Annotated in this window: 26 protein-coding genes; 11 read left to right on the forward strand and 15 right to left on the reverse strand. The window is 64.7% G+C overall.

Annotation, left to right across the window (positions count from 1 at the left end):
* The first annotated feature begins 38 nt into the window (after positions 1-38).
* Positions 39-467: a DUF6628 family protein gene (locus U1703_RS01280; RefSeq protein ID WP_320450993.1), complete on the forward strand. Its 429-nt coding sequence runs from the start codon at positions 39-41 to the stop codon at positions 465-467.
* Here the strand turns inward: U1703_RS01280 and U1703_RS01285 are convergent.
* Entirely contained in the window at positions 461-1,786 is a 1,326-nt protein-coding gene (locus tag U1703_RS01285) for an AmpG family muropeptide MFS transporter (RefSeq protein ID WP_332784258.1), read from the reverse strand. The two genes, U1703_RS01280 and U1703_RS01285, sit on opposite strands and share 7 nt — an antisense overlap.
* Before the next feature lie 73 nt (positions 1,787-1,859).
* Entirely contained in the window at positions 1,860-2,321 is a 462-nt protein-coding gene (locus U1703_RS01290) for a response regulator (RefSeq protein WP_332784259.1), read from the reverse strand.
* A gap of 110 nt (positions 2,322-2,431) precedes the next feature.
* On the opposite strand from U1703_RS01290, the gene U1703_RS01295 reads away from it, so the two are divergent.
* A complete protein-coding gene (locus tag U1703_RS01295; protein WP_332784260.1) occupies positions 2,432-4,090 on the forward strand; it encodes a pseudouridine synthase in 1,659 nt (552 codons plus the stop codon).
* On the forward strand, positions 4,090-4,626 hold the full coding sequence (rsmD, locus tag U1703_RS01300; protein ID WP_332784261.1) for a 16S rRNA (guanine(966)-N(2))-methyltransferase RsmD: 537 nt from the start codon (positions 4,090-4,092) through the stop codon (positions 4,624-4,626). Before U1703_RS01295 ends, rsmD begins: the two co-directional genes overlap by 1 nt.
* Here rsmD and U1703_RS01305 read toward each other — a convergent pair.
* The 3 genes from U1703_RS01305 to U1703_RS01315 all read right to left on the reverse strand — a co-directional run bounded on the left by U1703_RS01305 (position 4,617) and on the right by U1703_RS01315 (position 8,042).
* Entirely contained in the window at positions 4,617-5,915 is a 1,299-nt protein-coding gene (locus U1703_RS01305; RefSeq protein WP_332784262.1) for an MFS transporter, read from the reverse strand. The two genes, rsmD and U1703_RS01305, sit on opposite strands and share 10 nt — an antisense overlap.
* Before the next feature lie 60 nt (positions 5,916-5,975).
* Positions 5,976-7,538: an inorganic phosphate transporter gene (locus U1703_RS01310; protein WP_332784263.1), complete on the reverse strand. Its 1,563-nt coding sequence runs from the start codon at positions 7,536-7,538 to the stop codon at positions 5,976-5,978.
* Positions 7,539-7,736: 198 nt separating this feature from the next.
* A complete protein-coding gene (locus tag U1703_RS01315; protein ID WP_320450986.1) occupies positions 7,737-8,042 on the reverse strand; it encodes a UrcA family protein in 306 nt (101 codons plus the stop codon).
* Positions 8,043-8,259: 217 nt separating this feature from the next.
* Between U1703_RS01315 and U1703_RS01320 the strand changes: the two genes are divergently transcribed.
* Both U1703_RS01320 and U1703_RS01325 read left to right on the forward strand, forming a co-directional pair.
* Positions 8,260-10,551: an ATP-dependent helicase gene (locus U1703_RS01320; protein ID WP_332784264.1), complete on the forward strand. Its 2,292-nt coding sequence runs from the start codon at positions 8,260-8,262 to the stop codon at positions 10,549-10,551.
* Between the two features lie 115 nt (positions 10,552-10,666).
* Entirely contained in the window at positions 10,667-11,230 is a 564-nt protein-coding gene (locus U1703_RS01325) for a glycine zipper 2TM domain-containing protein (protein WP_332784265.1), read from the forward strand.
* Between the two features lie 46 nt (positions 11,231-11,276).
* Here the strand turns inward: U1703_RS01325 and U1703_RS01330 are convergent, their stop codons facing one another.
* Both U1703_RS01330 and U1703_RS01335 read right to left on the reverse strand, forming a co-directional pair.
* The gene (locus tag U1703_RS01330) at positions 11,277-11,627 is read right to left on the reverse strand and encodes a hypothetical protein (protein WP_414711998.1); all 351 of its coding nucleotides are present in this window, start codon (positions 11,625-11,627) and stop codon (positions 11,277-11,279) included.
* Positions 11,628-11,728: 101 nt separating this feature from the next.
* Entirely contained in the window at positions 11,729-13,846 is a 2,118-nt protein-coding gene (locus U1703_RS01335) for a prolyl oligopeptidase family serine peptidase (RefSeq protein ID WP_332784406.1), read from the reverse strand.
* A 222-nt stretch (positions 13,847-14,068) separates the two neighbouring features.
* Here U1703_RS01335 and U1703_RS01340 point away from each other — a divergent pair, with 222 nt between their 5' ends.
* Entirely contained in the window at positions 14,069-14,893 is an 825-nt protein-coding gene (locus U1703_RS01340; RefSeq protein WP_332784266.1) for an alpha/beta fold hydrolase, read from the forward strand.
* A 33-nt stretch (positions 14,894-14,926) separates the two neighbouring features.
* Here the strand turns inward: U1703_RS01340 and U1703_RS01345 are convergent, their stop codons facing one another.
* Together U1703_RS01345 and eno are read right to left on the reverse strand one after the other, a co-directional pair.
* Positions 14,927-15,208, reverse strand: coding sequence for an FtsB family cell division protein (locus U1703_RS01345; protein WP_332784407.1), 282 nt, complete (start codon positions 15,206-15,208; stop codon positions 14,927-14,929).
* A 65-nt stretch (positions 15,209-15,273) separates the two neighbouring features.
* Positions 15,274-16,554: a phosphopyruvate hydratase gene (eno, locus tag U1703_RS01350; protein ID WP_320450981.1), complete on the reverse strand. Its 1,281-nt coding sequence runs from the start codon at positions 16,552-16,554 to the stop codon at positions 15,274-15,276.
* Between the two features lie 160 nt (positions 16,555-16,714).
* On the opposite strand from eno, the gene U1703_RS01355 reads away from it, so the two are divergent.
* The 5 genes from U1703_RS01355 to U1703_RS01375 all read left to right on the forward strand — a co-directional run bounded on the left by U1703_RS01355 (position 16,715) and on the right by U1703_RS01375 (position 20,300).
* Positions 16,715-17,248, forward strand: a complete 534-nt coding sequence (locus tag U1703_RS01355; protein WP_320450980.1) for a hypothetical protein — start codon at positions 16,715-16,717, stop codon at positions 17,246-17,248.
* The gene (locus U1703_RS01360) at positions 17,245-17,598 is read left to right on the forward strand and encodes a phage holin family protein (protein WP_332784267.1); all 354 of its coding nucleotides are present in this window, start codon (positions 17,245-17,247) and stop codon (positions 17,596-17,598) included. Before U1703_RS01355 ends, U1703_RS01360 begins: the two co-directional genes overlap by 4 nt.
* On the forward strand, positions 17,595-17,846 hold the full coding sequence (locus U1703_RS01365) for a DUF3618 domain-containing protein (RefSeq protein WP_332784268.1): 252 nt from the start codon (positions 17,595-17,597) through the stop codon (positions 17,844-17,846). Before U1703_RS01360 ends, U1703_RS01365 begins: the two co-directional genes overlap by 4 nt.
* A 54-nt stretch (positions 17,847-17,900) precedes the next feature.
* Complete coding sequence (locus tag U1703_RS01370; RefSeq protein ID WP_332784269.1) at positions 17,901-18,344, forward strand: hypothetical protein; 444 nt, start codon at positions 17,901-17,903, stop codon at positions 18,342-18,344.
* A 138-nt stretch (positions 18,345-18,482) separates the two neighbouring features.
* On the forward strand, positions 18,483-20,300 hold the full coding sequence (locus U1703_RS01375) for a DUF885 domain-containing protein (protein ID WP_332784270.1): 1,818 nt from the start codon (positions 18,483-18,485) through the stop codon (positions 20,298-20,300).
* A gap of 300 nt (positions 20,301-20,600) precedes the next feature.
* Here U1703_RS01375 and U1703_RS01380 read toward each other — a convergent pair whose 3' ends face one another.
* Genes U1703_RS01380 through cyoB form a run of 6 tightly spaced genes read right to left on the reverse strand, consistent with a single transcriptional unit; the run spans position 20,601 to position 26,173 of the window.
* Complete coding sequence (locus tag U1703_RS01380; RefSeq protein ID WP_320450975.1) at positions 20,601-21,134, reverse strand: response regulator transcription factor; 534 nt, start codon at positions 21,132-21,134, stop codon at positions 20,601-20,603.
* A gap of 2 nt (positions 21,135-21,136) precedes the next feature.
* A complete protein-coding gene (locus U1703_RS01385) occupies positions 21,137-22,447 on the reverse strand; it encodes an ATP-binding protein (protein ID WP_332784271.1) in 1,311 nt (436 codons plus the stop codon).
* On the reverse strand, positions 22,444-23,154 hold the full coding sequence (locus U1703_RS01390; protein ID WP_332784272.1) for an SURF1 family protein: 711 nt from the start codon (positions 23,152-23,154) through the stop codon (positions 22,444-22,446). The genes U1703_RS01385 and U1703_RS01390 overlap by 4 nt, the downstream gene beginning before the upstream one ends.
* On the reverse strand, positions 23,154-23,540 hold the full coding sequence (gene cyoD, locus U1703_RS01395) for a cytochrome o ubiquinol oxidase subunit IV (protein WP_320450972.1): 387 nt from the start codon (positions 23,538-23,540) through the stop codon (positions 23,154-23,156). Before cyoD ends, U1703_RS01390 begins: the two co-directional genes overlap by 1 nt.
* A complete protein-coding gene (cyoC, locus tag U1703_RS01400) occupies positions 23,537-24,175 on the reverse strand; it encodes a cytochrome o ubiquinol oxidase subunit III (protein ID WP_007403230.1) in 639 nt (212 codons plus the stop codon). Before cyoC ends, cyoD begins: the two co-directional genes overlap by 4 nt.
* A 3-nt stretch (positions 24,176-24,178) precedes the next feature.
* Positions 24,179-26,173 (reverse strand): cytochrome o ubiquinol oxidase subunit I, encoded by a 1,995-nt coding sequence (gene cyoB / locus U1703_RS01405; RefSeq protein WP_332784273.1) that lies wholly within the window; start codon positions 26,171-26,173, stop codon positions 24,179-24,181.
* Positions 26,174-26,176: the final 3 nt, after the last annotated feature.

Below are 26,176 nucleotides of genomic sequence, written 5' to 3' on the forward strand. Positions count from 1 at the left end.
CAATTAGCATGGGGCTCGTAATCATGGAGTCCCCGTCGATGGCCGAAACCCAGACCCTTGCCGCTGCGCTTCCGCACCTGCTTCCGGCCTGTTCTCATGCCCGTATCGCTTTGTTCGCTGTTCGTCGCATGGGCGCGCACGGGCTGGCCGATGCGCGCGCCGCACATACGCTGTTCACCGTCTTCGGGCAGGATTTCCGGCGGCCGCTGGTTCTACTGCGCACCCTGATGGCCGATCTTGCCGTACACGCCTCGGGTCAGATCGCGATTGCGCCGTGCTGCTGCGGCCGCATGACCGCTGCCGAAGCCGCGCTCATGACCATCCTGGCACAAATGGAGACAGCGCCGGACAAGGCGCGGTTCCTGATGGCCGATCTGCTCGGCGTACGGCGGATCGACGGCGTGCTGGCCAGTGCAGCCGCCGTCAGCGCAGCCTTTGCCGACGAAGGCCGCCCGATCCGTTACTGACTAGTATCGGCCGTGCGGGCGTCGCCTTCCCCCTCGACGCCCGCACTGCCGATCGACCGATCGACCAGGCCAGAGCGCGCCATCCACCAGAAAAGCGCCACGCCGGGCAACGCGACAACGGTGGTCAGAAGGTAGAAGTCGACATAGCCGAACCGCTCGACCAGGGCCCCGGCGGTCGTGCCGCTCAGAATCCGGCCGACGATGCTGGCCGCCGCCGAAATCAGCGCATATTGCGCGGCGGTGAAGCGCAGGTCGGTCAGCGCCGAGAAATAGGCGACCACGGTGACGCCGCCGATGCCGCTCGAGAAATTCTCGAACCCGATCGCGCCCGCCATGCCCCAGTTGGAATGGCCCAGCGCCGCCAGTCCGGCAAAGGACAGGTTGGACACCGCCATCAGCACTAGGCTGATGATGACCGACCGCTTCATGCCGAGCCGTGCGTAGATCACGCCGCCGACGAACACGCCGATCAGCAAGGCCCAGAAACCAACGCCGACATCGTAGAGCGCGATCTCGTCCTTGCTGAACCCCAGATCGTTGAACAGCAGGCGGAACGTCAGATTGGCCAGGGTGTCGCCGATCTTGTGAACCAGGATGAAAAGCAGGATGATACCCGCCCCCTGCCGCCGGAAGAATTCGGCGAACGGCCCGACGACCGCACGGACCAGTCCCTCGGTCGAGCGTTTTGCGGTGATTTCGCTATGCCGCGCGGGTTCGCCCATGATGATGGCGGTCAGGACCGCGGGAAGCGCGAAGGCGCAGCTGACCATATAGGCGACGCTCCACCCCGCACGGGTCGCCACGACCAGCGAGAGCGACGCCACCAGCGCCGATCCGATGCGCCATCCATATTGGCTCATCCCGGCGCCCACACCCAGCTGGCGCGGCTCGAGCAGCTCGATGCGATAGGCGTCGATCACGATGTCGAAGGTCGCGCCCGCCACACCTAGTGCAATCGCCGCCATCGCGGTCTGTGCCAGCGATACAGTAGGATCGGACAGGCCCAGCCCGACTGCCGCGACGCAGACCAGCGCCGCAACGACGAAGAGCCATGACACGCGCTGGCCCAGTCGGTGGAGGATCGGGATCTTCACCCCCTCCACGATCCACGCCCAGAGCCATTTGAAATTATAGGCCAGGATGACGAGCGCGAAGGCGGTGACGCTCTTCTTCTCGATCCCCGCCTCCGCGAGGCGGCTAGCCAACGTGGCGTTGATCATGGTCAAGGGGAACGCCGACGAGACACCCAGCGCGAGGGCGGCCAGCGGGGCCCGTTCGACATAGGGCCGCACGCCATCCACCCAACGCCCACTCGCCATATGCAATCCGCCCACCCGTCACCAAAGCGCGGACCCTATCGGGCTTGCGCGCCAGGGGCAACGGCCGCGACCGTCAGGTTTCGGCGCCTGGTCGAGGTGGAGAGGCCAGACGCGCGAACAGGCGGAACCCGGGAGGCAATCTGGTCGGCGTCTTGCCGCCGCGCCGTTCCTCGATCACCTCGATCGCGCCCAGCAGTTCGCGCGACCCGTAAGGCTTCATCAACAGGCCTTCGGCCAAGTCCTCGGCACCGTCGGGCGGCGTGCCCGTGATGAACAGCACAGGGATATCGCGGCCATTTGCCGCGCGAGCGACATCGACCCCGCTGCCATCCGCCAGTCGCACATCCGCCAGCACGAGGTCGATCAGCGCACCGCTTTCGATCAGGGCCACCGCCTTGCTCGCCCGGTCGACGGTCGCCACGATTTCGTAGTCGGCATCGCTCAACGCATGCTCGTTATCGAACGCAACCAGCGGCTCGTCCTCCACCACGAGCAGCTTGACGAGTTGCCGCTTTTTTCGTCCGAAGAGCCTCATCCCTGTTACGACCCGTCTTTCTGTTCCCCGCACTGCTGCCGTAACGCGCCGGTCTGCGAAACGACGCAATTAATTTCCTTTGGCGCACACCCTCTGTATCAGCGTCGATCATGACATCAGATCAACGTATCGCAAAGCTGCTGGCCCGAGCCGGAGTCGCATCGCGCCGCGAGATCGAGCGGATGATCGCCGAGGGGCGGATTGCCCTGAACGGCGTGACGATCGACACGCCGGCGACCCTCCTTTCGACCCTGGACGGCATCACCGTCGATGGCGATCCCGTCGCCGCGCCGGAGCCGACCCGGCTGTTCCTCTATCACAAGCCGACCGGCCTGCTCGTGACCGAGCACGATCCGGCGGGGCGGCCGACCATCTATGATCGCCTGCCCGAGGGGCTTCCCCGGCTGGTGCCCGTGGGACGGCTCGATCTGAACACCGAGGGTCTGCTGCTGCTGACCACCGATGGCGGGTTCAAGCGTCAGCTGGAGCTGCCTGCGACCGGGGTCGAGCGGACCTATCGCGCGCGCGCCTATGGCGACATCACCCAGGCCCAGCTGGAGGAGCTGATCCACGGGATCGAGATCGACGGCATCCGCTATGGCCAGATCGACGCCAATCTGGAGCGTCGCACCGGCGCGAATGTCTGGATCGAGATGACCTTGCGCGAAGGCAAGAACCGCGAGGTTCGCCGCGTGCTGGAATATCTGGGTCTGCAAGTCAGCCGCCTGATCCGGCTCCGCTATGGCCCGTTCCTGCTCGACGACCTGCCGGTGGGAGAGATTGGCGAGGTCAAGGGTTACGACATCGTCGAATTTCGCAAGACGCTGGAAGGTGGCATCCCCGCCGATGCGATCCGCCCGGCCAAGGTCAAGCCCGGTTTCCGGACGCCGCCGACGCGGACCGACTCGCCCAGCGCGACGACCCGGTTGGGTCCGCGGACCGGCGCTGACACGCGCGACGCCCCGAAGCGGCAGGATCGCACTGGATCGGGCGAGCGGTTCGGTCGTGGCGACGCCCCGCGCACCGGACGTCCACAGGCCGACGGCAGGCCCTATGCCAAGGGTCCGGTATCGGATCGCGCGGGTCCGTCGCGCGACCGTTCGGGGCGACGCGACGAACGAACCGACCGTCCCTTTGGCAAGGGCGCGCCGAGCGATCGTTCGGCCCCGTCCCGCGATCGGCCATTCCGTAGCAACGAGCATGGCGACCGTCCCCGGTCGGACAACAAGCCTTATGGCAAAAGCCCGGTCGGCGACCGCTTCGGTGGCTACGGAGAACGCCCGGCGCGCGGCGACAGCCGGTCCTTCGCCAAGGGTGGAGCAAGCGAGCGTTCGGGTCCGCCACGTGAGCGGTCGTTCCGCAGCGACCGTAACCGGACCGAGAACAAACCCTTCGCAAAAAGCCCGTCGGGCGACCGCTTCGGCGGTTCCAGCGATCGCCCGTCACGCAGCGACAACCGACCCTATGCCAAGGGCGCAGCCGGTGACCGCTCGAATGCGCCGCGTGAGCGGTCGTTCCGCGCCGACGAACGCGGTGATCGTGGTCGGACAGACACTAAGCCCTATGCCAAGGGCTCAGCCGGCGACCGCTCCGGCCCATCGCGCGACCGCCCGTTCCGCAGCGACGAGCGCGGCGGCCGTCCTTCTCGCCCGCCAAACGGCCGACAGGGTGCGCCCGGCCGTTCCGGCGGTCCGGCCCGGCCGGGGCCGCGCGGGCCGAGACCCGGTGGCGGTGGTTCGCGTCCTGGCCGCTCGGGGGGTAATCGCTGATGCGCGTGATTGCCGGACAATGGCGCGGCCGCCCGCTGGTCGCGCCCAAGGGGGACGTGACCCGTCCCACCGCCGATCGGACGCGTGAGGCGCTGTTCTCGATGCTGACCGCAAGGCTGGGTGATTTCGAAGGGCTGGCGGTCGGCGACTTCTTCGCCGGTTCGGGAGCGCTCGGCATCGAGGCGCTGTCGCGGGGAGCGGCGTCCTGCCTGTTCGTCGAGCAGGATCGCGCCGCGCTGGACGCGCTGCGCGCCAATCTGGCCAAGCTGGAGGCGCAGGGCGACGTGCGGGCATCGTCGGTCATGGCGCTGGGCCCTGCGCGCGCGCCGCTCGACCTGATCCTGATGGACCCGCCTTATGGGACGGGTGCGGGCAGCGTCGCCCTCGACAAGCTGACGCGGCTTGGCTGGGTGGGTGCAGGCACCTGGATCAGCATCGAGACCGCCAAGCAGGAGGAACTGGAGATTGCGGGCTTCACCGTCGACGTTTCCCGCGTCCACGGCAAGGCGCGGCTGACCCTGTTGCGTCAGGCCTGATCGACCGCACGGCCCCGCATCAGGGCCGAACCGGCGAGGCTGAGCAGACCCGCGGCGACCAGATAGCCGCCGACGAAGTTCAGCCCGCCGCGTTCGGTCAGGGCCTGCGCCGCGATCGGGGCCAGCGCGCCGCCGATGATGCCGCCCAGGTTAAAGGTCATCGACACGCCGGTATAGCGCACGCCTGCCGGAAACAGCGCGGGCAACCACCCGCCAAGCGGGCCATAGGCAAAGCCCATCACGAACAGTGCCAGCGCCAGCCAGACGAACACGATGGCGAGCGAGCCCGATCCCAGCATCGGCCCCATGACGATCCCGACCAGGACGCAGCCCGCAAAGCCAAGGCGCAGCATCGCCGGTGCGCCTCGCCGGTCGGCCATCACGCTGGAGACGATCACGCCCAGCGCCAGGAACAGGATCGCGGCCAGCTGCACGCCCAGAAACGCCTCGCGCGGATAGCCGAGTACCGTCGTGCCGTAACCGAGCGCAAAGGCTGTCGCGAGATAGAAGATCGCGAAACAGGCAATGACCCCGCTCGTCCCCGCCAACAGCGCACGGCCATGCCCGCCGAGCAGGGTGGCGATAGGCACCCTTGGCAGCGTGTCGCTTTTCTTGGCCTCGGCGAAATCGGGCGTCTCGGTCAGCCGCAGCCGTACCCAGAGGCCGAGTATCACCAGCACGGCGCTGGCCAGGAATGGCAGGCGCCAGCCCCACGCCCGAAACTGGGCGTCGGTCAGGACCAACCCCAGGATCAGGAAGAATCCGTTCGCGAGGATGAAGCCGACCGGTGCCCCGAGCGGCGGAAACATGCCCCAGGTGTTACGTTTGCCGGGTGGGGCATTCTCGACCGCCAGCAGGGCGGCCCCGCCCCATTCTCCACCCAGGCCCAGCCCCTGCCCCAGGCGGGCGATGCACAACAGCAGCGGTGCGATCCATCCGGCCTGCGCATAGGTCGGCAGGAAGGCGATGGCGACGGTCGAGCCGCCCATCAGCATCAGGCTGACAACCAGGGTCGACTTGCGCCCTACCCGATCGCCGAAATGGCCGAAGGCGATGGCCCCAACCGGTCGCGCGACGAACGCCAGGCCGAAACTGGCGTAGGACAGCAGCAGTTGCGCCGTTGCGGATGATGCGGGGAAGAAAAGCGGCCCGAACACCAGCGCCGCTGCCGTCGCATAGATATAGAAATCGTAGAACTCGACCGCCGTGCCCGTCAGGCTCGCCAGCAGGATATGGCGGTGCGAAACCGGAGATGCCTGGGGTGATGCTGCGGACGATCCTGTGGTCATGGACCGTCCGTGCAGAAGCGAAGCGGCGGCGTAAAGACCCCGCCGCCCGATTATCGCCGATCAGCCTGCGATCGCGCCCGCCAGTTGCAGCAGCAGCCAATAGAGCGTGCCCGACAATATCATGGCGGCCGGAAGGGTCAGGACCCAGGCGAGCAGCATGTTACGGATCGTGCGGAACTGTAGCCCCGCGCCGTTCGCCACCGACGCGCCGGCCACGCCGGAGGTCAGGATGTGCGTCGTCGATACCGGACGGCCGAGATATTCGGCACCGAAGATCGTCGCCGCAGTCATCAGCTCGGCGGCGGCCCCCATACCATAGGTCAGGTGCGTTTTGCCGATCCGCTCCCCGACCGTCATCACGATCCGCCGCCAGCCGACCATCGTTCCAAGCCCCAGCGCCAGGGCAACCGTAACCTTCACCCAAAGCGGGATATAGCGGGTGCCGCGTTCGAGCGACCCGGCATAGCCGTCGAGCGATTCGATCTCGGCGGCGGTGAAGCGCTGCTTGGCCCCCTCGTTCTTGGTCACCATGCGGGTGGTATCGAGGACCAGATACATGTCGTTGCGCATGTTCGGCACCACGGCGGCGGGCACGCGGCTGAACGTTCCGTAATCCTCGATCCGCTCGCCTATGTCGCGCGACAGGACCGACAGCCCGGCATAGACCTCCGGCCGGTCGATCGCCTTGGTGCGGACGCCCTCGACGACCACGGCGCGTGCCTGTTCGACTGACGGCGTGCCTGACGTACCGTGCGCGGCATAGGCGGTGGCCGCGACCTGCGCGCTACGGACGAAGGCGGGCATCGCGCTTTCGGGCAGCGTCCGGTTCAGCGCATAGGCGGTCGGAGCACAGCCGATCAGGATCAGCATGATCAGGCCCATGCCCTTTTGCCCGTCATTGCCGCCATGCGCGAAGCTGACCGCGGTGCAGGTGAAGATCAGGAGCGCGCGGATGCCACGCGGCGGCGGCGTGTCGCCCTCCGGCTCGCGGTACAACTGCTTGTCGCGCAGGAAACGCTTCATGACGAGCAGCAGCATCAACGCGCCGACGAACCCGATCAGCGGACTGAACAGCAGGGCCGTCAGGACCTTCTGCACCTGCGCTATGTCGACGCCCGACGTGCCGGGCACGTTCGACAGCAGCTGGTTGGCCAGCCCGACACCCAGAATGGAGCCGATCAGCGCATGGCTCGACGAATTGGGCAGGCCGACCGCCCAGGTCGCCAGGTTCCACAGGACAGCGGCCAGCAGCAGCGCGAAGATCATCGCAAATCCACCCGCCGAGCCGACGTGCAGCATCAGGTCGATCGGCAGCAGCGTGATGATCGAATAGGCGACCGCCCCGGTGGAGGTGACCACGCCGAGGAAATTGAAGAAGCCCGACCACACGACCGCCAGCGGTGCAGGCATCGAATGCGTGTAGATGACCGTCGCGACCGCGTTGGCCGTATCGTGGAACCCGTTGACGAATTCGAACCCCAGCGCGATCAGCAGCGCGAGGCCGAGAAAGGCGAAGACGCCGACCACCATCGGCTCGCCGACGCGTGCGGTATCGATCGCGACGCTATAGCCCGCATAGAGCAGGCCGCCGACGAGCAGCGCGGCGAACAGCCACCGGCCCATGGGATGGAGCCCGGAATCGAGGCGTGGACCTCGCACGCGGGTTTCGGATTGGCCACCGGTTAGCGCATGAGCTGTCATAATGAAGTCGCGTTGCGCCTTTCCGATGACATTTTGATGACGACGGCCGGGTGGCTATCGCCGCGAGGAAATGCAGCCGAGGCCCTGTCGGAGCGTCCGGCTGCATTCCCTCGACAGATCTTAGTTGTTGCTGGCGAGCGCGATCGGTGCCCGCGACAGCGCCGCCAGCTTGGGCGCAGCGTCAGCCAGCATTTCCTTGCGGCAGCGCGCGGAGTCGGCATTGCGGCGCAGGTCCATCGTTGCCGGACCACAAGCGATCAGCGCGGCCCGGCGGATACGGGCGTCGAGCTGCACACGGTGATCGGCGCGGCGCAGGTCGAGGTCGGCGTGGCGGACGCGAACGACCACGGGCTCGCGAACTTCAGCCTGCGCCGCGACGGACACGAAAAGAGAGGCCGCTGTGGCGGCTGCCGTGAAGATCTTCATTGGATAGTGCTCCTGCATCGGGTCGTGCCCGTCACGGCGGCGTCGGCACCCATGAAGGGCACCCCGCTGCTCGTCGGCACGCCGCGCCTCTAGGCAGCGGAAATGTCGCTTTCATGTCGGACAAAAGACTGTCTGACGACTCGTCCCGCGATGAAACAGCGGCTGCCGGTCATCACGGGTGGTTGCCCCGCCAGCAAACGTTCCCTAACTGTTCGCGATGACCGTCGCTCCCCTCGATCCCGCTGCTTCGCCGACCGACTATCCCTATCTGCGATCGCTGAACCCGGCGCAGCGCGAGGCGGTGCTGACGACCGATGGTCCGGTTCTGGTCCTGGCGGGTGCGGGAACGGGCAAGACTGCGGCACTGACCGCCCGGCTGGCGCATCTGCTCTACACGCGCAAAGCCTGGCCGTCGGAAATCCTGTCGGTCACCTTCACCAACAAGGCCGCCAAGGAAATGCGCGAGCGCGTCGGGCGGCTGGTTGGCGATGCGGTGGAGGGGATGCCGTGGCTGGGCACCTTCCACGCGATCGGCGCGAAGATGCTGCGCCGCCATGCCGAGCTGGTCGGGCTGCAATCCAACTTCACCATCCTCGATACCGACGACCAGCTCCGGCTGCTCAAGCAGTTGATCGTCGCGGCGGATATCGACGAAAAGCGCTTTCCGGCCCGTGCGCTCGGCGGACTGATCGACGAGTGGAAGAACAAGGGGCTGGTTCCCGGCGATATCGACGCGGGCGAGGCGGAGCGTTACGCGAACGGCCAGGGCGCGGACCTGTACCGCCAGTATCAGGAGCGGCTGCGCAGCGTGAACGCCTGCGACTTTGGCGACTTGCTGCTCCACATGCTGACCATTCTGAAGACGGATCGCGACGTGCTGGAGCATTATCAGCAGCGCTTCCGCTATATCATGGTGGACGAGTATCAGGACACCAACAGCGTCCAGTATCTCTGGCTGCGGCTGCTCGCCCAGGCGCGCAAGAACATCGCGTGCGTCGGCGATGACGACCAGTCCATCTATTCCTGGCGCGGCGCCCAGGTGGAGAACATCCTGCGCTTCGAGCGGGATTTTCCCGGTGCGAAAGTGATCCGCCTGGAGCAGAATTATCGTTCGACCCCGCATATCCTGGGGGCGGCGTCGGGCGTGATCGCGCATAACGGCGGGCGTCTGGGCAAGACGCTGTGGACCGAACTGGATGTGGGCGAGAAGGTCCGGGTGCTGGGCGTCTGGGACGGGCCGGAGGAAGCGCGCCGGGTCGGCGAGGAGATTGAGGCGGCCCGGCGTTCGGGCACCTCGTACGGCGATATCGCCATTCTGGTGCGCGCGTCGCATCAGACGCGTGAGTTCGAAGACCGCTTCATCGCGATCGGCTTGCCTTACCGGATCGTCGGCGGCTTTCGCTTTTATGAGCGCGCCGAAATCCGTGACGCGCTGGCCTATCTCCGGATCGTCAACCAGCCGTCCGACGATCTGGCGTTCGAGCGGATCGTCAACGTGCCCAAGCGGGGCCTGGGCGACAAGGCGCTGGCCAAGATCCACCAGCTCGCCCGCGCCGAAGGCCTGCCGTTGACCATTGCGTCGGCGCGAATCCTCGACACCGACGAACTGACGCCGCAGGCGCGCCGCAGCCTGGGCAATCTGATCGGCGATATCGCTCGATGGCGCGACATGGCGCGGGACCTGCCCCATCCCGAACTGGCGCGTCAGCTACTGGACGAAAGCGGCTATACCGCGATGTACCAGAACGAAAAATCGGCCGAAGCCGCCGGTCGCCTGGAAAACCTGTCCGAACTCGTCCGGGCGATGGAGGATTACGAGTCGCTCGGCGCGTTCCTGGAGCATGTTTCGCTCGTCATGGACCGCGACGGCGACCAGCGCGAGCCCGAGGTGACGATCATGACGATCCACGCCGCCAAGGGGCTGGAGTTCGATACCGTTTTCCTGGCGGGCTGGGAGGAAGGGCTGTTCCCGTCGCAGCGGGCGATCGACGAGGGCGGCACGCGCAGCCTGGAGGAGGAGCGCCGCCTAGCCTATGTCGCGATCACGCGCGCACGGCGCAAGGCGGTCATCCTGCACGCCGCCAATCGCCGCATCTATGGCCAGTGGACTTCCAGCCTGCCAAGCCGCTTCGTCGCCGAACTGCCGCCTGAACATATCGAGAGCGAAAGCAGCATGAACGGCGGCGAAAGCCTGTGGCGGGCCAACTGGTCCGAACATGCCGATCCGTTCGCCAACGTCGCGCGGGGGACCGGGCGAGGACCGGGTTGGCAACGGGCGGCGACCGTGCAGAACGCTGCGCCCACCCGTCCGGCGCGCATCGTCGAGTCCCGATCGCCTTCGGTCGGTTTGGGACAGAAAGGCCGCGACGATTTGAGCGTCGGGGACCGCGTGTTCCACCAGAAATTTGGCTATGGTGCGATCGCGGTGATCGAAGGCAACAAGCTGGAAATCGATTTCGAGCAGGCCGGACGCAAGCGGGTGATGGACAGCTTCGTCACCAAGGCGTGAAACCTTTGGCTCGTTTTGGCTCTGTTGGGCAAGGCGAGCCGTTCAGGAACCATATCAATTCGCATCCGTATCGGTTGCCTCGCCCGATTGTCCGGGCATTGGAGGGACAGGACCGATGGGCTTTCGTCATCTGACCATCGCAGCGATCACCGCCGTTGTTAGCGTGACGGCTATTCCGGCCAGCGCCCAGAGCGCAGGCGACGATGCGCGGTTTCGCGCCGCGCAGGCCCGGTTCGACCGCGAGTATCAACTCTATCGGCAGGAAGTTGATCTGTACCTGTCGCGACGCGAGCGCGGCGGTTATGGCGATAACGGCTATGCACCGCCGCCACCCCCCGCGTCCGGCCCGGGCGGCTACCGGGTCGCACCCCCGATCCCGGCCGATGGCTATGACCGCAATGCCGAGCCCTATTATGACCCGGTCGGCGACTATCGCGACGGCTCGCAATATCGCGAGCGGGTGCTGCAGCCGCAGGACCGCGTCTATGCCGGAACCGATGGCCGCTATTACTGCCGCCGTTCGGACGGCACGACCGGCCTGATCATCGGGGGCGCCGCGGGCGGCATACTCGGCAATCTGGTCGGCGGGCGGAGCAGCACGATCGCGACGCTGCTCGGTGCAGCGGGTGGCGCGCTGGCCGGTCGTTCGATCGACCAGAACCAGGTGCGCTGCCGCTGACGAAAAGGGCGCCGCCCGCCTCCAAGGGTGAGCGGCGCCGTTCGGCTCAGGCCGGTTCGATCATCATGAGCGCGGCATTCTGATACTTTTCGGCATCGCGTTCGAACAAGGCGCTCGCCGTAAAGCGCCGGGGCGTAAGGCGAAGCGCGCCGAGCCCCGCCAGCTTGAACGTGCCCATCTTCTCCTCGCGCGGGGGCTTGCCATCGCGCTCGATCGTCGTGGCATCGACATAGAGCTCGTCATGCCGCGTGAAGATCACGTGCGGCGCCAGCACCACTTCGCCGCGATTGTACAGGGCGGACACCGCCTGCATCTTGACGATCGCTTCGAAGATGATGGCGGGAGCGCCTGCCGCCGGCTCAGCCGGACGGCGCTCGGTCGTCGTCATATCGGTCATGCCCTGCATTTGCCCATCCTGCCGCACCGCAGCAAGATAATAATTGCCGCTGCGGTCACGCAGAATGCGGCCGGACGGCGAAACCGCCCGGCCCGATCCGCCTACCGCGTCGGCCCGTCCATCAACTTCTGCGAGAAATAGACCATCTGCTGTGCGCTCAGGCGTGCGCCTTGGGCAATGTCGGCATCACCCGAATGGCCGCCCGCCGTATCCTCGTAGAATAGATAAGGGATGCCATATTCGGCCAGTCGCGCGGCGAACTTGCGCGCATGCTGCGGCCCAACCCGGTCGTCCTTGGTCGTCGTCCAGATATAGGGTTCCGGATAGGCCACGCCCTTGCGGATATTGGCATAGGGCGAGATCTTGCGCAGGAACGCGGCCTCCTCGGGCACGTCGATCGAGCCATATTCGTCCTTCCACGAATCGCCCGCCGCGATCTTCTGATACCGGACCATGTCGAGCAGCGGCACCTGGATCGTCACCGCCTTCCACAGCTCGGGATGCTGGGTCAGCTCGACGCCCATCAACAGCCCGCCGTTCGAGCCGCCATAGATGCCCAGTTTCTGCGGATTGGTGATGTGCCGCGCAAACAGGTCCTTCGCGACCGAGGCGAAGTCGTCATAGATGACCTGCCGCTTGGTCTTGCGGCCCGCATCATGCCATTTCGGCCCAAACTCACCGCCGCCCCGGATGTTGGCGAGGACGAAGGCACCGCCCCGCTCGGTCCAGATCTTGCCGGTCGAACCGAGATAGGTGGGCAGGCGCGCCAGTTCGAACCCGCCATAGGCGGTCATGAGCGTGGGTGTCGTGCCGTCCAGCTTCGCGCCCTTGGGCAACACCACGAAGTACGGAACCTTAGTGCCGTCGGTCGACGTCGCCTCATATTGATGCACGGTCGTCCCGTTCGCGTCAAAGCGGGCGGGCAGCGTCTTCAACACCTGCGGGCTGGCCGGACGGCTGGCGTCGAAGCGCGACAGCACGGTCGGCGTCGTAAAGCCCGCGGTCGAGAGATAGACGGTGTCCGAACGATCGCTCGTGCTGACGACGTCCACCGCCATATTGTCGGGCACCTGCACCGTCGATGCCGTCCAGCCGCTGCCGGTCGGCGCGAATACGCTGGCCCGGCCGCGGACATTGTCGATGAAGGTCACGACGACGCGGTTCTTGGTCGTCGACACGCCCTCGACCGCCTGACGATCACTGGGTGTGAAGAGCGAACGCGGCGTGATCGCGCCGGCCTCCAGTTCGGCAAGCGGCGCCCAGACGACGGCACCCGCCGGATGCTGGCCCCAATTGTCGCTGGTCTGGAAGATGACCCGGCCATCGATCATCCCCGATGGAAAGGCACGGGCCGGCATCGCGATCGGCTTGGCACCGCCGCTCGGCGTCCAGAACAGCTTGTCGCCACCGAAAAACGTCTTGCGACGCTCGATCACCACCGCGCGATTGCCCTTCGCGTCGGTCAGAACACTGGCATAGGTGCCCAGTTCGTCGGTCGGCGCGCCGCGATAGATTTCCTGCGCCTGCTCGACCGGCTGGCCGCGCTTCACCATCTTCACCACGAAAGGATAGCTCGACTTGGTCAGGGTCCCCTGCCCCCAGTCACGGCTGACGAGCAGCGTGTCCTTGTCCAGCCACGTCGCGCCCTGCTTCGAGGTCGACAGGCGGAAGCCGCCCGGCACGAACTGTCCGGCTTCCAGATCGAATTCGCGATACTCGATCGCATCCTCGCCGCCCTCGGACAGTGCCACCAGGCACAGTCGATCCTCCGGACTGAGGCAGGTCAGGCCCTTCCAGACCCACTTCTTACCCTCCGCCTTGCTCAGCGCGTCGAGGTCGAGCAGCGTCGTCCATTTGGGATTGGCCGAGGCATAGTCCGCCTCGGTCGTCCACCGCCACAAGCCTTGGGGATGGTCGGCGTCGCGCCAGAAGTTGACGATGCGACCATAAAGCTGGCCCGGCATCGGGATACGGTCCTTGGCCGATGCGATGGCCAGCGCCTCGCCATAGAAGGTCTGGTAGCGGGGATCGTTCTGGAGCCGCGGCAGGGTCTTGGCATTTTCCGCCTCTACCCAGGCCAGCGCCTTGGCGCCGTCCTTGTCCTCCAACCAGATATAGGGATCATTCTCGGTCATCGGGCTCACCTGGGCCATGGCAGGCCCCGCCGCAAGCTGTCCGGCCAGCATCGTCCCCGCCAGCAATAGCCGCCATCCCCGCATTCCGTCATACTCCGTACCGATCCCGAATGCTGGCGAATGTGACTTCATCACGCGCCCCTGGCAACCGGGGCAGCGTCATTATTGACGCCGCCATCGGCCCTATCGCCCGTCATGGCGGCGCAAGGTGCAGGGCCGACGACCAAAGCTATGCCACGACGGAACGGGCTATCCATCGGCCCGTTCAGGCTGCTCCATCATTGCAGAAATGGGCAGGAGCAGACGATGCCATATCTGAAGACGCGCGACGGCACGGACATCTACGTCAAGGATTGGGGCGAAGGCCGCCCGGTAGTCCTACTGCATGGCTGGCCGCTTTCGGCCGATATGTGGGACGCCCAGATGATGGCGCTGGCCGAAGCGGGCTTTCGCGCGATCGCCTATGACCGGCGCGGCTTCGGCCGTTCGGGCCAGCCCTGGTCGGGCTATGACTATGACACGCTGGCGGACGACCTGGCCGATGTGCTGGAGGCGACGGGCGCGCAGGATGCGGCCGTCATTGGCTTCTCGATGGGTGGCGGCGAGGTCGCGCGCTACATGAGCCGTCATGACGGCAAGGGCGTGATCGCAGCAGGGCTGATCGCTTCGGTCGTTCCCTATATGCTCAAGACCGAGGATAATCCCGACGGCACCGAGCAGTCCGTATTCGACCAGATCGGCCAGGGTCTGCGCGACGACCGCGCGCACTTCCTGCGCCATACCTTCTTCAAACAGTTCTTCGGCGTCGGCTTCATCAGCAGCCCGGTCAGCGACGACCTCCTCGACTGGGCGACCAGCGTTGCGATGCAGGCGGGACTAAAGCCGACCCTGGCCTGTGCGGAGTCGTTCAGCCAGACCGATTTCCGGCCCGACCTTTCCGCTTTTCGCGTGCCGACGCTCGTCATCCACGGAACCGGTGACCAGACCGTGCCGATCGACGCGGCGGGGCGTGCCGCAGCGGCGGGCATCGCCCAGTCGCAGTTGGTCGAATATGACGGCGCGCCACACGGCCTGAACGTCACGCATAGCGACCGGCTGACCAGCGACCTGCTGACCTTCCTGGGTCGTTGATACGGAAAGGGCGGCCTTGCGGGGCCGCCCTTCTCATTTCAGGGGAACGATGACTTCGTCTGGATGGGCGACGTTCAGTTCCTTGCGCACCATCTCGTCCACCATGTCCGGATTGGCATGGTCGGGGTCGAGCAGCGCGACGCGGTTCTTCAGGACCGTGCGATGCTTGTCCAGCATGGCATAGTCCTGCTCACGCTTCACCAGCTGCCGCTGATATTCGCCGTAAGCCAACAGGCCATTGCGCCCCAGCACCGCATAGGCGCCGAAGAACGCAACGATCGTCAGACCAAGGGCGGGCAGCGCGGCCCGCCGCATGGTCCGGATGAAGGGCGACGGTTTTCTGGTCACACTGGCCATAATGTTACCGGCGCCCTTCGATTTCAAGCGCGGATGAGAATATCGCGACCGGCATAGCGTGCCGAGTCACCCAGCTCTTCCTCGATACGGATCAGCTGGTTGTACTTGGCAAGCCGGTCCGAGCGCGCGAGGCTGCCCGTCTTGATCTGGCCGCAGTTAGTCGCGACCGCCAGATCGGCGATGGTCGCGTCCTCGGTTTCGCCCGAACGGTGCGACATGACGGCGGTGTAGCGCGAGCGCTGCGCCAGCGACACCGCTTCCAGCGTTTCGGTCAGCGTGCCGATCTGGTTGACCTTCACCAGCAGCGAGTTGGCATAACCGCCCTCGATGCCCTTCTTCAGGCGCTTGGGGTTGGTGACGAACAGATCGTCGCCGACCAGCTGTACCTTGTCGCCGATCAGGTCGGTCAGCGCCTTCCAGCCTTCCCAATCGTCCTCGGCCATGCCGTCCTCGATTGACAGGATCGGGTACTGGCGGGTCAGGTCCGCCAGATACTCGGCCATCTCGTGGCTCGACAGGATCTTGCCCTCGCCCGAGATATTGTACTTGCCGTCCTTGAAGAACTCGGTCGCGGCGCAATCGAGCGCGATCATGACATCGTCGCCCGGCTTGTACCCGGCCTTCTCGACCGAGGCCATGATGAAGTCCAGCGCCTCGGTGGTCGAGGCGATGTTGGGGGCAAAACCGCCCTCGTCGCCGACGCCGGTCGCCAGACCCTTTTCGTGCAGCGCCTTCTTCAGCGTATGGAAGATTTCCGAACCGCAGCGCACCGCTTCCATGATGTTCGCCGCACCGACCGGCATGATCATGAATTCTTGGAAATCGATAGGATTGTCAGCATGTTCGCCGCCATTGATGATGTTCATCATCGGCACCGGCAGCAGATGCGCCGAGACGCCACCGACATATTTGTACAGCGGCAGGCCACGCGCCTCGGACGCGGCCTTGGCCGCCGCCAGGCTGACGCCCAAGATCGCATTCGCGCCAAGGCGGCCCTTGTTCTCGGTGCCGTCCAACTCGATCATGGCACGGTCGAGATCGGCCTGATCCTCGGCATCCATGCCCAGAATGGCGTCGGTGATCTCGTCATTGACCGCCTCGACCGCCGCTTCGACGCCCTTGCCCATCCAGCGGCTCTTGTCGCCGTCGCGCTTTTCGACTGCCTCATGCGCGCCGGTCGATGCGCCCGAGGGAACGGCGGCGCGGCCGAAGCTGCCGTCTTCGAGGAGCACGTCCACCTCGACGGTAGGATTGCCCCGGCTGTCCAGGATTTGACGCGCGTGGATGTCGATGATTGCGGTCACGTAACGATGCTCCTACATCAGCCTTGAAGGTCTCGGCGCGGCTCTACCCTGTGACTGTGCGAAGGGCAATTGCGGGAAAGCATGGAACCCGGGTTCCATCGCCGGGGTTAAAAGGCAAAACCGCCCGTTTACCCGGGCCGATCCAGGAAAGGGTTTTCCGATGTCCGACACCGACAGCAATTTCCCCGCTGCCAACACCGGCGCACCCGCTTTTGCCGGGAACGCACCCGTTGCACCTGCCGTGGCGACGCCCGATGGCTCGTTCGTCAGCGAGGGCGATACGTCCAAGGCAAAGGCCAGCATCGCCGACGCCAAGCAGCAGGTGATGGACGGGGCGACCAAGGTGCAGCAGCAGGCGGTCGACAAGATCCAGGCGCTGGCCGGAGACGGCAAGGCCAAGGCTGGCTCGGCGCTTGATCAGGTCGCGCAGCTGCTGAACGACGCGGCCGGTCAGGTCGATGAAAAGCTGGGCCAGCAATATGGCCAATATGCGCGTTCGGCGGCCGATACGGTCACGTCCCTGTCGGGCGCGATCAAGGACAAGGATGTCGAAGAGCTGCTCGACGATGCCCGTGCGTTTGTGACCAAGAGCCCGGCGGTCGCCATCGGCGTTGCGGCGGCGCTGGGCTTCGTTCTGGCTCGCGTGCTTCAGTCGGGTATCGAAACCCGCTCGTCGGTTGACGGCGTCGCGTGAGCCGCGTCGGTGAAGCCCTGTCGGCGGTAACGCCCGAACCGGAGACGCTGACGGCATTGATGTCGCAGCTGGTTGATGACGGTCGCTCGTTCATCACGGCGGAAATCGATCTGGCCAAGGCACGTGCCACCGACAAGGTCGGCCGCTATCGCAGCGCGGCAACGTTCTTCGGGATCGCCGCGATATTGGGTTTCGCGGCCCTTATCGCGTTACTCGTCGGCCTGATCATGGCGTTGACCCCGATGACCGGGCCCTTCGCGGCAACGCTGATCGTGGTCGGTGCGGTGCTGGTCGTTGCCGGAATCCTGGCGATGGTCGGCAAATCGCGTTTGTCGGGAGACCGCGCATGACCGTTACCGAAGCCGAAGCCCGCGCGGCCGAAGCGCGAGAGCGGATGAACCACACCGTCTCTCGTATCCAGGCCAGGCTCGAGCCAAAGGCGCTGGCTGCCCAGGCTAAGGAAGCCAGCATGTCGGCCGCCTGTTCAGGTCTAGAATCGGCCAAGAACAACCCAGCCGCCGTTGCGGGCGGCGTCGCCGTACTCGGGCTGATCCTCAACCGTCGCCGGATTGCCGGCCTGTTCAAACGCAAACGCTGATTAGGCGCGCCGGGGCGGCAACCCCGGCGGCATAGCCCCAGAAGGATGTTCGCCATGACGATCGAAACCCATCACAATCAGCAGACCGACCACCTCCGCGAAAAGCTGGACCATAGTCGCGAAACCGCTTCGCAGGCCTATCACGACGCCAAGGACAAGGCAGGCGAGCTGGCGCAGAAGACCGCGCGCACGATCGAAGCCAATCCGCTCGGCATCCTGGTCGGTGGCCTCGCCGTCGGCGTGATCGTCGGCGCACTGATTCCGCGTTCGGCGCGGGAAAAGGAACTGCTCACGCCGCTTGGCAAGAAACTGGGCGAAACCGTACGCCAAGCGACCCAGGCCGCGCGGGAAACCGGACTGCGTGAACTGGAAGAGGCAGGCCTAACCAAGGACAATGCCAAGGATCGCGCCCGTTCGCTGTTCGACAATGTCGTGAAAGCGGCCGGCAATGCCGGTTCGGCGGCGGCCAAGGCCGCGACCAACAAGACCACCGCCTGACATCAGGTATCGAAATGACCAGGTAACGCCCTGTGATCCGTCACGGATCGCAGGGCGTTTCTCGTTGAGACCATGGCTTGCAGGTCAAGGTTTGGCTTTCTACCAAGGCAGCATCGCTTCTCTCGTCGGGACATCCGCTTGCGCCTTCTTTCCCTTGCCATCGTTCTGGCCGCCACGGCCTCCCCTTCCGTTGCTCTTGCTCAGGCCACCCCGATCGCCGCGCCTCAACCGGGTGAAGGAAAGGCGGATGCCCGGCTTAAGCAACTGTTCCACGCGAGCGACGAAGCGAGCTTGGCGCGCAATCCGATCAGCGGGCTGTTTCGGGGTGACATGCGCCGTGCCGACCGGATCGGCGACATCTTCTCCGACGCCTATATCGCGGCCGAGCGTGCGGCGGCCGAAAAGGACCTGAAAGACCTCGCGCAGATCGACCGGGCAAAGCTGACCCCGACTAATCAGGTTGCCTATGATGTCTTCAAGCAGCAGACCGAGACGACACTCAAGGGCTATGATCCCGCCATCGTTGCGCTGACCATCGTCAGGCCGATGGACCATTTCTACGGCATCCAGACCTTCTACCCGGAATTCGCCTCGGGTCAGGGCGCGGCACCGTTCAACACGGTGGCGGACTATGACAATAATCTGAAGCGCAATGTCGAATATGCGCATCTGCTCGACGAGGCGATCGTCCGCTTCCGCCAAGGCATGGCGAGCGGCGTCGTCCAGCCGAAGCTGGTCGTGCGCAACATGATCGCGCAATTCGATAATCTGCTCGCGGTGCCGGTCGAGGAATCGACTTTTTATGGCCCAATCAGACGTTTGCCCGCGACCATTCCCGCGGCAGAACAGGCCCGACTGAAGACCGCCTATGCCGCGCAAATCCGCGACGTGATCCTGCCCGCCGAGCAACGCATGCGAACCTTCCTCGCCGATACATATCTTCCCGCCGCACGCGATAGCGTCGGACTGTCCGGGATGAAGGGCGGCGACCGGCTCTATGCCTATCTGATCGAGCAGAACACGACCCTGCCGCTCAAGGCCGAGGACGTGCATCAACTCGGCCTGTCCGAGGTCGCGCGCATTCTGAAGGCGATGGAAGTCCAGAAGCAGGCGGTGGGCTTCAAGGGCAGTCTGGCGGATTTCTTCACCTTTCTGCGTACCGATCCGCGCTTTGCACCCAAGAGCGCGGCGCAGTTGCGCGAAGGTTACGAGGCGATCGGCCGCCGCGTCGATGCGCGCATCCGCGAGCAATTCTCGCTGATCCCGAAGACCGCTCTCGAAATCCGCCCCGTACCCGCCTTCAAGGAAAAGACGGATGCCGGCGGTTCCTATCAGGGCGGGACGCCGGACGGGACGCGGCCGGGTGTGTTCTATTACAACACCTATGACCTGCCCTCGCGCTATATGTGGGAAATGGAGACGCTCTATCTCCATGAAGCCGTGCCAGGGCATCATTTCCAGATCAGCCTGGCTCAGGAGAACACCACCCTCCCCGCCTTCATGCGTTTCGGCGGCAATACCGCCTATGCCGAAGGCTGGGCGCTTTACGCCGAGACGCTATGGCCCGAACTTGGCATGGAAACCGACCCCTATCAGCGCATGGGCGGCCTGAATGACGAGATGTTGCGCGCGATGCGACTGGTCGTCGATACCGGCATCCACGCCAAGGGTTGGACCCGCGACCAGGCGATCGAGTATATGCTCGCCAATTCGCCGATGGCCCGCACCGACGCGACCGCCGAAGTCGAGCGCTATATCGCCATTCCCGGCCAGGCGCTGGCCTACAAGATCGGCCAGCTGACGATCAGCCGCCTCAAGGCGAAGGCGAAGGCAGAGCTGGGTGCGAAATTCGATCCGCGCCGTTTCCATGCCGAGGTGCTCGACACCGGGGCGCTGCCGATGCCGGTACTGGAAAAGAAGATTGCGGACTGGATCGTGGCCGAGAAGCGCCGCTGATATTCGGTTCGTCGCTTGGCGAAGTCGGCATCGGGTCCGCCAAGTCATAATGCAGGCCAGGTCCGATCGATATTAATTTCATTCCTCTCCTGTAGGGAGAGGTGGCAAGCCGAAGGTTTGACGGAGGGGTGTCCCGGCCTAAGAAACTGGTCAAATTTCGCGACCGGCGACACCCCTCCACCATGCTGCGCATGGTCCCCCTCCTATTGCAGGGGAGGAGTAAGTGAATGTCGATTGGCTACAGAAGAGTGACGGTCCCACCAGTCCTGTCGCCGGGAAAGAGCGGAAGATAACGCCGCGTCAGGGAACGTGGCGCTTCTCCAGCTTTCTCGCCAGTGTCCGGCGGTGCATCCCCAGCCGCCGTGCGGTCTCCGAGATGTTGAAGTTCGTCTCGGCCAGCGTCTCGTTGATCCGCTCCCACTCCAGCGTCTTGATCGAGCTGGGACGGTCGGTGATCGCCGTCGTCGTGTCGCCGCCAGCCTTGTGGAACGCGGCCTCGATATCGTCGGTATTGGACGGCTTGGCGAGATAGTGGCATGCGCCCAGCTTGATCGCCTCGACCGCCGTCGCGATACTGGCGAAACCGGTCAGCACCACGATCAGCATCGCCGGATCATGCGCGTGCAAGGTCTGTACACAGGCAAGGCCCGATGCCTGACCCAGCTTCAGGTCGACCACCGCATAACGCGGCGTGGTTTCGCGAAGGACCGCGACCAGCGCATCGGGGTTCGCCGCCACCCAGACGCGGTAGCCGCGCCGCTCGAAAGAACGCTGGAGCGTGCGGGCAAAGGTTTCGTCGTCCTCGACGATCACCAGGGAACGTTGGTCATCCATTTCTAATCCCGATCCGATACGCCGATCATGCTCAAAGGTAGGGTCAGCGTGACCTGTGCGCCACCCTCGGGCCGGTTCGCAGCCTCGACTCGCCCGCCGAGCTTGCGCACGACGCTGGACACCAGGAACAGGCCGACACCGTGCCCCTCGCCCTTGGTCGATTGCTGCGGTCGTCCGACCTGCGACAGCGTGGCGGGGGTAAAGCCCGATCCGACGTCAGTGACGCGCACCGCCACGGCGTCGCCCTCTCGCGCGACGCTGAGGCGAACCCAGTGGGGCGACGCTTCGGCGGCATTGTCGAGCACGTTGAACACGGCCTGCTTGATGGCAGGGTCGGATACGATGGCCGCATCGTCATCGGTCCGCTGATAGTCGAGCGCCACTTGCGGATGGGTCAGCCGCCATTCCTCGACGATCGCATCGATGAAGCGCCCGACCTCCGACAATTCCGCGGCCTCGCCGCGCGGTTCGCCGGCCGATTGCAGGATACGGGTGACGATCGCCTTGCAGCGCTGCACCTCGGCCTGCATCTCGGCAATCTCTCCCATCAGTTCGACATCGTCGCGCAGCTTGGGGACGCGGCGCCAGTCGCTCAGGATCACCGACAGGCTGGCGAGCGGCGTGCCCAACTCATGCGCTGCGCCCGAGGCAAGCAGCCCCATGCGAACGATATGTTCCTCCTCCGACGCCTGCTGGCGCAGATCGGCCAGTCGCGCGGCGCTGCGTCGAAGATTGTGGCTGATCCGCGTAACGAACAGGATCAGCAGCCCGGCCACGAGCGCGAAGCCCAACCAGTTGCCCAAGGTATGGAGCCCGGCAATGTCGCCGAACAACCAGGACGGAAAGGTGAGCGGCCGATGGTGCAGCGACAAGAGGCCGAAGCAGAGCCCGGTGATACCCGCCAGCGCCCAGGCCGACCAGGTCTCGAGTAGCACCGCCCCGAGCACCACCTGGATCAGATAGAGCGAGATGAACGGATTGGTCGCACCACCCGCCAGGAAAAGCTGTAGCGTCAATGTGCCGACGTCGAACATCAGCGCAAAGAGAAGTTCGGTGTTCGTGATGCGATGAAAGCGCAGCCGGAAATGGCTGAGCAGATTGATGGCAATAGCCATCACCAGCACGCCCATCATCGCGGGGATCGGCAGCTGAACCCCCATTACGCGGTTGACGAACAGGATTGTGAACAATTGGCCCGCAACCGCCATCCAGCGCAGATGGATGAGCTGGCGCATATTGGCCGTGCCCGCCGTCGCGTCGGGCTCACGCGGGCGCATGGTGAAGGGCAGGAAGGGCGGCTCGCCCGCGTTCATGCCCGGCCCCGCCGCCACAGGATGACGACGCCGACCACCGTCAGGATCGCGAGGGCAAACCATGTCAAGGCGTAGGACAGATGGCTGTTGCGGAACACGACCACGGTCAACCCGCCGACCGGGTAACCACCGGCATTGGGCGTCGCGTCGGCGTCGATGAAATAGGGTGCGACCGGCCCCAGTCGCTTGGCCTTCGCGATCGCCGCCACGTCGCGCGAATACCAACGGTCCGCGACCGGATCGTTCGACCGAAGGAATGCGCCACCCGGCTCGCTGACGCGGATCAATCCGGTCACACGCACCGGTGCATCCGGACGGCTATGGTCCTGGCGTTTCTCGGCGGGAACGAAGCCACGATTGACGAGGATGGTGAAGTTGGGGCCGAGCAGCGGTGTCAGGACCCAGAAACCGGGCCCACGTTCGGTCACCGCCTGAACGAACGTCTCGCGATCGTTGAGAAAACGACCTTCGATGGTGACCCGGCGATAAGCGTCCGCCTGGCCTGCGGTCGGGGGGGCGGCAACGGATGGAGCGTGCAACCGCGCCTCGACCGTCGCGATCAGGTCCAGCTTCCAGACCCGGCGCTGCAACTGCCAGACGCCCAGGCTGACAAAGGCCGCGATCAGCGCCACGCCGATCGCGGTAAGGATCGCCAGCGTCAGCGGCGAGCGACCGTGCCGCCCGCCCCTTCCGCCAGCGTCCGTCATTACATGCCACCGCCCATTTGGGCGGCCATGTCGGGCATCATGTTGGTGTTCATGTGATACATGACCCAGATCGAGCCGCTCAGCGTAATCACCACCAGCACGGCGGTAAAGACCAGCGCCATCATCGTCCAGCCACCTTCCGACTTGGTGTTCATGTGCAGGAAGTAGATCATGTGGACGACGATCTGGACAAAGGCCAGAGCCATGATGACCAGCGCGGTCGTCTGGGTATCACCCAGCGCGCCGGTCATGACCGCCCAGAACGGGATGGCGGTCAGGATGACCGACAGCACGAACCCGATCATGTAGCCCTTCATCGAACCATGGCCGCCATGGGAGTCATCATGGCCGTGGTCGTCGTGACCGTGGGGGGTATGAGCGCTCAACGGAGAACTCCCAGCAGATAGACAAAGGTGAAGACGCCGATCCAGACGACGTCCAGGAAGTGCCAGAACATCGACAGGCACATCAGGCGACGCTTGTTGGCCTCGATTAGGCCGAAGCGACCGACCTGCACCATCAGCGTGACCAGCCAGATCGAACCGAAGGTGACGTGCAGACCGTGCGTGCCGACCAGCGTGAAGAAGGACGACAGGAAGGCCGAACGCTGCGGACCCGCGCCCTCATGGATGAGGTTGGCGAATTCGTACAGTTCGATCGACAGGAAGGCGAGACCGAACAGACCGGTGATGCCCAGCCAGATCAGCGTGTTCGACTTCTGGTTCTTCTCCATCGCGATCATGGCGAAGCCATAGGTGATCGACGACAGCAGCAGCATCGAGGTGTTGAGCGCGACCAGCGGGAGTTCGAAGATCTCCCGCGGGGTCGGCCCGCCCGCATAGCTGGTGCCCAGCACGCCGTAGGTGGCGAACAGGATCGCGAAGATGAGGCAGTCGCTCATCAGGTACATCCAGAACCCGATGGCGGTCGAGCCACCGGATTCGTGATGATGATCCTCGTCCTCGACCAGATAATAGGTCGGGTTCTTGGCCGGATCGGCGCTCAGAACATCGGTCGACATGGATCAGGCTCCCTGCCCGAGCAGGCGACGCCGCTCGCTTTCCGTTGCCACGACTTCCTCGACGGGAATGTAATAATCGCGGTCATAGTTGAACGTGTGCCAGATGGCGACGACGATGACACCGATCAGGCCAAAGGCGGCGAGCCACCACATGTACCAGATCATGCCGAACCCGGCGGCCGTCGACAGGGCGGCGATGATGACGCCGGTGCCCGTATTCTTCGGCATGTGGATTGCCCGGTAGCCGTCGATCGGAGCCTGCGCCTTCTTGTCCTTCATGTCGTACCAGGCATCCAGTTCGTGAATGACGGGCGTGAACGCGAAATTGTAGTCCGGCGGCGGCGACGAGGTCGCCCATTCCAGCGTACGGCCGTCCCAGGGATCGCCCGTGGTGTCGCGCAGCTCTTCCTTCTTCCAGATCGACACGCCGATCTGAACCAGGAAGGCCCCGATGCCGCCCGCGATCATCAGCGCGCCCAGGAGCGCAACGACGAAGTAGATCTGCAGCGACGGATCATCGAAGTGATGGAGGCGACGCGTCACGCCCATCAGGCCCATGATGTAGAGCGGCGTGAAGGCGACCCAGAAGCCGATGACCCACAGCCAGAACGACACCTTGCCCCAGAACTCGTTGAGCTTGAACCCGAAGGCCTTGGGCCACCAGTAGTTGATCGCGGCAAAGGCACCGAACAGCACGCCACCGATGATCACGTTGTGGAAGTGAGCGATCAGGAACAGCGAGTTGTGCAGCACGAAGTCGGCGGGCGGGACGGCCAGCAGAACGCCGGTCATGCCGCCGATGGTGAAGGTCAGCATGAACGCGATGGTCCACATCATCGGCAGCTCGAACCGGATGCGCCCCTTGTACATGGTGAACAGCCAGTTGAAGATCTTCGCACCCGTCGGGATCGAAATCACCATGGTGGTGATGCCGAAGAACGAGTTGACACTGGCGCCCGAGCCCATGGTGAAGAAGTGGTGCAGCCAGACCAGGTACGACAGGATCGTGATGACGATCGTGGCGTAGACCATCGAGGTATAGCCGAACAGACGCTTGCCCGAGAACGTGGAGGTCACTTCCGAAAACACGCCGAACAGCGGCAGGATCAGGATGTACACCTCCGGGTGGCCCCAGATCCAGATCAGGTTCACGTACATCATCGGGTTGCCGCCGAGATTGTTCGTGAAGAAGTTGGTGCCGACATAACGGTCAAGCGACAGCAGGACGAGAGTCGCGGTCAGCACGGGGAAGCTGGCGACGATCAGGACGTTCGCGCACAGCGAGGTCCAGCAGAACACCGGCAGCTTCATCATGGTCATGCCCGGCGCGCGCATCTTGATGATGGTCGCGATCAGGTTGATGCCCGACAGGGTGGTGCCGACACCGGCCACCTGAAGTGCCCAGATATAATAGTCGACACCGACATCGGGACTGAAGTCTAGTTCCGACAGCGGCGGGAAGGCCAGCCAGCCGGTCCGCGCGAACTCGCCGATGAACAGCGAGGCCATGACCAGCACGACGCCGCCAGCGGTCATCCAGAAGCTCAGATTGTTGAGATACGGGAAGGACACGTCGCGTGCGCCGATCTGGAGCGGCACCACATAGTTCATCAAGCCGGTGATGATCGGCATGGCCACGAAGAAGATCATGATGACGCCGTGGGCGGTGAACACCTGATCATAGTGGTGCGAGTTCAGGAAGCCCTGATTGTCGCCGAACGCGATCGCCTGCTGCCCGCGCATCATCAGCGCGTCGGCAAAGCCGCGCAGCAGCATCACGATGCCCAGGATCATGTACATGATCCCGATGCGCTTGTGATCGACCGTGGTGAACCACTCTTTCCAGAGATAGCCCCACAGCTTGAACTTGGTGATGAGCGCCAGCACCGCGAGGCCGCCGACCGCGACACCCAGGAAGGTGCCGACGACGATGGGTTCGTGGATCGGTAGCGACTCGATCGATAGCCGTCCGAAGATGGTCTTTATGATGTTGTCCATGAT

The sequence above is a fragment of the Sphingomonas flavida genome, assembly GCF_036663655.1.
Taxonomy (GTDB): Bacteria; Pseudomonadota; Alphaproteobacteria; order Sphingomonadales; family Sphingomonadaceae; genus Sphingomonas.

Coding starts and splice junctions, on each gene's coding strand:
- U1703_RS01280 (WP_320450993.1), top strand. CDS start 39: ATGGCCGAAACCCAGACCCTTGCCGCTGCGCTTCCGCACCTGCTTCCG.
- U1703_RS01285 (WP_332784258.1), bottom strand. CDS start 1,786: ATGGCGAGTGGGCGTTGGGTGGATGGCGTGCGGCCCTATGTCGAACGG.
- U1703_RS01290 (WP_332784259.1), bottom strand. CDS start 2,321: ATGAGGCTCTTCGGACGAAAAAAGCGGCAACTCGTCAAGCTGCTCGTG.
- U1703_RS01295 (WP_332784260.1), top strand. CDS start 2,432: ATGACATCAGATCAACGTATCGCAAAGCTGCTGGCCCGAGCCGGAGTC.
- rsmD (WP_332784261.1), top strand. CDS start 4,090: ATGCGCGTGATTGCCGGACAATGGCGCGGCCGCCCGCTGGTCGCGCCC.
- U1703_RS01305 (WP_332784262.1), bottom strand. CDS start 5,915: ATGACCACAGGATCGTCCGCAGCATCACCCCAGGCATCTCCGGTTTCG.
- U1703_RS01310 (WP_332784263.1), bottom strand. CDS start 7,538: ATGGGCCGGTGGCTGTTCGCCGCGCTGCTCGTCGGCGGCCTGCTCTAT.
- U1703_RS01315 (WP_320450986.1), bottom strand. CDS start 8,042: ATGAAGATCTTCACGGCAGCCGCCACAGCGGCCTCTCTTTTCGTGTCC.
- U1703_RS01320 (WP_332784264.1), top strand. CDS start 8,260: ATGACCGTCGCTCCCCTCGATCCCGCTGCTTCGCCGACCGACTATCCC.
- U1703_RS01325 (WP_332784265.1), top strand. CDS start 10,667: ATGGGCTTTCGTCATCTGACCATCGCAGCGATCACCGCCGTTGTTAGC.
- U1703_RS01330 (WP_414711998.1), bottom strand. CDS start 11,627: ATGACCGATATGACGACGACCGAGCGCCGTCCGGCTGAGCCGGCGGCA.
- U1703_RS01335 (WP_332784406.1), bottom strand. CDS start 13,846: ATGCGGGGATGGCGGCTATTGCTGGCGGGGACGATGCTGGCCGGACAG.
- U1703_RS01340 (WP_332784266.1), top strand. CDS start 14,069: ATGCCATATCTGAAGACGCGCGACGGCACGGACATCTACGTCAAGGAT.
- U1703_RS01345 (WP_332784407.1), bottom strand. CDS start 15,208: ATGCGGCGGGCCGCGCTGCCCGCCCTTGGTCTGACGATCGTTGCGTTC.
- U1703_RS01355 (WP_320450980.1), top strand. CDS start 16,715: ATGTCCGACACCGACAGCAATTTCCCCGCTGCCAACACCGGCGCACCC.
- U1703_RS01365 (WP_332784268.1), top strand. CDS start 17,595: ATGACCGTTACCGAAGCCGAAGCCCGCGCGGCCGAAGCGCGAGAGCGG.
- U1703_RS01370 (WP_332784269.1), top strand. CDS start 17,901: ATGACGATCGAAACCCATCACAATCAGCAGACCGACCACCTCCGCGAA.
- U1703_RS01380 (WP_320450975.1), bottom strand. CDS start 21,134: ATGGATGACCAACGTTCCCTGGTGATCGTCGAGGACGACGAAACCTTT.
- U1703_RS01385 (WP_332784271.1), bottom strand. CDS start 22,447: ATGAACGCGGGCGAGCCGCCCTTCCTGCCCTTCACCATGCGCCCGCGT.
- U1703_RS01390 (WP_332784272.1), bottom strand. CDS start 23,154: ATGACGGACGCTGGCGGAAGGGGCGGGCGGCACGGTCGCTCGCCGCTG.
- cyoC (WP_007403230.1), bottom strand. CDS start 24,175: ATGTCGACCGATGTTCTGAGCGCCGATCCGGCCAAGAACCCGACCTAT.
- cyoB (WP_332784273.1), bottom strand. CDS start 26,173: ATGGACAACATCATAAAGACCATCTTCGGACGGCTATCGATCGAGTCG.